The 4,936-nt window shown below is 50.0% G+C and carries 1 tRNA gene and 3 rRNA genes; all 4 read right to left on the reverse strand.

Annotated features, from left to right (window positions below):
* Position 1: 1 nt before the first annotated feature.
* The 4 genes from rrf to GEZ85_RS09825 all read right to left on the reverse strand — a co-directional run bounded on the left by rrf (position 2) and on the right by GEZ85_RS09825 (position 4,888).
* A 5S ribosomal RNA gene (rrf, locus tag GEZ85_RS09810) occupies positions 2-117 on the reverse strand.
* 76 nt (positions 118-193) lie between these two features.
* Positions 194-3,094 (reverse strand): 23S ribosomal RNA (locus tag GEZ85_RS09815).
* A 124-nt stretch (positions 3,095-3,218) separates the two neighbouring features.
* A tRNA-Ala gene (locus GEZ85_RS09820) sits at positions 3,219-3,291 on the reverse strand.
* A gap of 51 nt (positions 3,292-3,342) precedes the next feature.
* Positions 3,343-4,888, reverse strand: a 16S ribosomal RNA gene (locus GEZ85_RS09825).
* The 16S, 23S and 5S rRNA genes sit together here with 1 tRNA gene alongside, the layout of an rRNA operon.
* Positions 4,889-4,936 lie beyond the last annotated feature (48 nt).

Genomic DNA, 4,936 nt, shown 5'->3' on the forward strand with positions numbered 1-4,936 from the left:
AGCTAAGCGACTTCCATATCTCACAGGGGGCAACCCCCAACTACTTCCGGCGTTCTAGGGCTTAACTTCTGTGTTCGGCATGGGTACAGGTGTATCTCCTAGGCTATCGTCACTTAACTCTGAGTAATACCTACTCAAAATTGAATATCTATTCAAATCAAGAAAACCTTACGCTTTCATATTCTCAGTTACTTTGGATAAGTCCTCGAGCTATTAGTATTAGTCCGCTACATGTGTCGCCACACTTCCACTTCTAACCTATCTACCTGATCATCTCTCAGGGCTCTTACTGATATAAAATCATGGGAAATCTCATCTTGAGGTGGGTTTCACACTTAGATGCTTTCAGCGTTTATCCCTTCCCTACATAGCTACCCAGCGATGCCTTTGGCAAGACAACTGGTACACCAGCGGTAAGTCCACTCTGGTCCTCTCGTACTAGGAGCAGATCCTCTCAAATTTCCTACGCCCGCGACGGATAGGGACCGAACTGTCTCACGACGTTCTGAACCCAGCTCGCGTGCCGCTTTAATGGGCGAACAGCCCAACCCTTGGGACCGACTACAGCCCCAGGATGCGACGAGCCGACATCGAGGTGCCAAACCTCCCCGTCGATGTGAACTCTTGGGGGAGATAAGCCTGTTATCCCCAGGGTAGCTTTTATCCGTTGAGCGATGGCCCTTCCATACGGAACCACCGGATCACTAAGCCCGACTTTCGTCCCTGCTCGAGTTGTAGCTCTCGCAGTCAAGCTCCCTTATACCTTTACACTCTGCGAATGATTTCCAACCATTCTGAGGGAACCTTTGGGCGCCTCCGTTACCTTTTAGGAGGCGACCGCCCCAGTCAAACTGCCCGTCAGACACTGTCTCCGATAGGGATCACCTATCTGGGTTAGAGTGGCCATAACACAAGGGTAGTATCCCAACATCGTCTCCTTCGAAACTGGCGTCCCGATCTCATAGACTCCTACCTATCCTGTACATGTGGTACAGACACTCAATATCAAACTGCAGTAAAGCTCCATGGGGTCTTTCCGTCCTGTCGCGGGTAACCTGCATCTTCACAGGTACTAAAATTTCACCGAGTCTCTCGTTGAGACAGTGCCCAAATCATTACGCCTTTCGTGCGGGTCGGAACTTACCCGACAAGGAATTTCGCTACCTTAGGACCGTTATAGTTACGGCCGCCGTTTACTGGGGCTTCAATTCATACCTTCGCTTGCGCTAAGCACTCCTCTTAACCTTCCAGCACCGGGCAGGCGTCACCCCCTATACATCATCTTACGATTTAGCAGAGAGCTGTGTTTTTGATAAACAGTTGCTTGGGCCTATTCACTGCGGCTGACTTAAAGTCAGCACCCCTTCTCCCGAAGTTACGGGGTCATTTTGCCGAGTTCCTTAACGAGAGTTCTCTCGCTCACCTGAGGCTACTCGCCTCGACTACCTGTGTCGGTTTGCGGTACGGGTAGAGTATGTTTAAACGCTAGAAGCTTTTCTTGGCAGTGTGACGTCACTAACTTCGCTACTAAACTTCGCTCCCCATCACAGCTCAATGTTATAGATATAAGCATTTGACTCATATCACACCTCACTGCTTAGACAGACACTTCCAATCGTCTGCTTTAGTTAGCCTACTGCGTCCCTCCATCACTACATACTCTAGTACAGGAATATCAACCTGTTGTCCATCGGATACACCTTTCGGTCTCTCCTTAGGTCCCGACTAACCCAGGGCGGACGAGCCTTCCCCTGGAAACCTTAGTCTTACGGTGGACAGGATTCTCACCTGTCTTTCGCTACTCATACCGGCATTCTCACTTCTATGCGTTCCAGCGCTCCTCACGGTACACCTTCATCACACATAGAACGCTCTCCTACCATACCTATAAAGGTATCCACAGCTTCGGTAAATTGTTTTAGCCCCGGTACATTTTCGGCGCAGGGTCACTCGACTAGTGAGCTATTACGCACTCTTTGAATGAATAGCTGCTTCTAAGCTAACATCCTAGTTGTCTGTGCAACCCCACATCCTTTTCCACTTAACAATTATTTTGGGACCTTAGCTGGTGGTCTGGGCTGTTTCCCTTTCGACTACGGATCTTAGCACTCGCAGTCTCACTGCCGACCATAATTCATTGGCATTCGGAGTTTATCTGAGATTGGTAATCCGGGATGGACCCCTCACCCAAACAGTGCTCTACCTCCAAGAATCTTTATGTCGACGCTAGCCCTAAAGCTATTTCGGAGAGAACCAGCTATCTCCAAGTTCGTTTGGAATTTCTCCGCTACCCACAAGTCATCCAAGCACTTTTCAACGTGCCCTGGTTCGGTCCTCCAGTGCGTCTTACCGCACCTTCAACCTGCTCATGGGTAGGTCACATGGTTTCGGGTCTACGTCATGATACTAATTCGCCCTATTCAGACTCGGTTTCCCTACGGCTCCGTCTCTTCAACTTAACCTCGCATCATAACGTAACTCGCCGGTTCATTCTACAAAAGGCACGCTCTCACCCATTAACGGGCTCGAACTTGTTGTAGGCACACGGTTTCAGGTTCTATTTCACTCCCCTCCCGGGGTGCTTTTCACCTTTCCCTCACGGTACTGGTTCACTATCGGTCACTAGGGAGTATTTAGGGTTGGGAGATGGTCCTCCCAGATTCCGACGGGATTTCACGTGTCCCGCCGTACTCAGGATACTGCTAGGTACAAAGACTATTTTAAATACGAGGCTATCACTCTCTTTGGCTGATCTTCCCAAATCATTCTTCTATAATCTTTGAGTCCACATTGCAGTCCTACAACCCCGAAGAGTAAACTCTTCGGTTTGCCCTCCTGCCGTTTCGCTCGCCGCTACTAAGGCAATCGCTTTTGCTTTCTCTTCCTGCAGCTACTTAGATGTTTCAGTTCACTGCGTCTTCCTCCTCACATCCTTAACAGATGCGGGTAACAGGTAGTACCTGTTGGGTTCCCCCATTCGGAAATCCCTGGATCATCGCTTACTTACAGCTACCCAAGGCATATCGTCGTTTGTCACGTCCTTCTTCGGCTCCTAGTGCCAAGGCATCCACCGTGCGCCCTTATTAACTTAACCTTATTTTCTGACCTTTCAGTCATAAACTCTTATTAATACTACAGCGTTTTCGGTTTATTTTCTTGTTACTATTTGATATAGATATTCAATTTTCAATGTGCATTACTTGGTGATCTCTCACCAATGGAGCCTAGCGGGATCGAACCGCTGACCTCCTGCGTGCAAAGCAGGCGCTCTCCCAGCTGAGCTAAGGCCCCACAAGACCTCTCAAGACTAAACAAGACCAATGCGCAGTTCCTTATCCTTAGAAAGGAGGTGATCCAGCCGCACCTTCCGATACGGCTACCTTGTTACGACTTCACCCCAATCATCTATCCCACCTTAGGCGGCTGGCTCCTTACGGTTACCTCACCGACTTCGGGTGTTACAAACTCTCGTGGTGTGACGGGCGGTGTGTACAAGGCCCGGGAACGTATTCACCGCGGCGTGCTGATCCGCGATTACTAGCGATTCCGACTTCATGTAGGCGAGTTGCAGCCTACAATCCGAACTGAGACTGGCTTTAAGGGATTAGCTTGCCGTCACCGGCTTGCGACTCGTTGTACCAGCCATTGTAGCACGTGTGTAGCCCAGGTCATAAGGGGCATGATGATTTGACGTCATCCCCACCTTCCTCCGGTTTATTACCGGCAGTCTCGCTAGAGTGCCCAACTGAATGATGGCAACTAACAATAGGGGTTGCGCTCGTTGCGGGACTTAACCCAACATCTCACGACACGAGCTGACGACAACCATGCACCACCTGTCACCTCTGTCCCGAAGGAAAACTCTATCTCTAGAGCGGTCAGAGGGATGTCAAGACCTGGTAAGGTTCTTCGCGTTGCTTCGAATTAAACCACATGCTCCACCGCTTGTGCGGGCCCCCGTCAATTCCTTTGAGTTTCAACCTTGCGGTCGTACTCCCCAGGCGGAGTGCTTAATGCGTTAGCTACGGCACTAAACCCCGGAAAGGGTCTAACACCTAGCACTCATCGTTTACGGCGTGGACTACCAGGGTATCTAATCCTGTTTGCTCCCCACGCTTTCGAGCCTCAGCGTCAGTTACAAGCCAGAGAGCCGCTTTCGCCACCGGTGTTCCTCCATATATCTACGCATTTCACCGCTACACATGGAATTCCACTCTCCCCTCTTGCACTCAAGTTAAACAGTTTCCAAAGCGTACTATGGTTAAGCCACAGCCTTTAACTTCAGACTTATCTAACCGCCTGCGCTCGCTTTACGCCCAATAAATCCGGACAACGCTCGGGACCTACGTATTACCGCGGCTGCTGGCACGTAGTTAGCCGTCCCTTTCTGGTAAGATACCGTCACAGTGTGAACTTTCCACTCTCACACTCGTTCTTCTCTTACAACAGAGCTTTACGATCCGAAAACCTTCTTCACTCACGCGGCGTTGCTCGGTCAGACTTCCGTCCATTGCCGAAGATTCCCTACTGCTGCCTCCCGTAGGAGTCTGGGCCGTGTCTCAGTCCCAGTGTGGCCGATCACCCTCTCAGGTCGGCTATGTATCGTCGCCTTGGTGAGCCGTTACCCCACCAACTAGCTAATACAACGCAGGTCCATCTGGTAGTGATGCAATTGCACCTTTTAAGCAAATGTCATGCAACATCTACTGTTATGCGGTATTAGCTATCGTTTCCAATAGTTATCCCCCACTACCAGGCAGGTTACCTACGCGTTACTCACCCGTTCGCAACTCATCCGGAGAAGCAAGCTCCTCCTTCAGCGTTCTACTTGCATGTATTAGGCACGCCGCCAGCGTTCGTCCTGAGCCAGGATCAAACTCTCATTAAAAGTTTGAGTTCTCACTCATTTCTGTCACTGACAGATTTATTGTTTTTT

The sequence above is a fragment of the Streptococcus mitis genome (genome assembly GCF_009496205.1).
In the GTDB taxonomy this organism is placed as follows: Bacteria; Bacillota; Bacilli; order Lactobacillales; family Streptococcaceae; genus Streptococcus; species Streptococcus mitis_BN.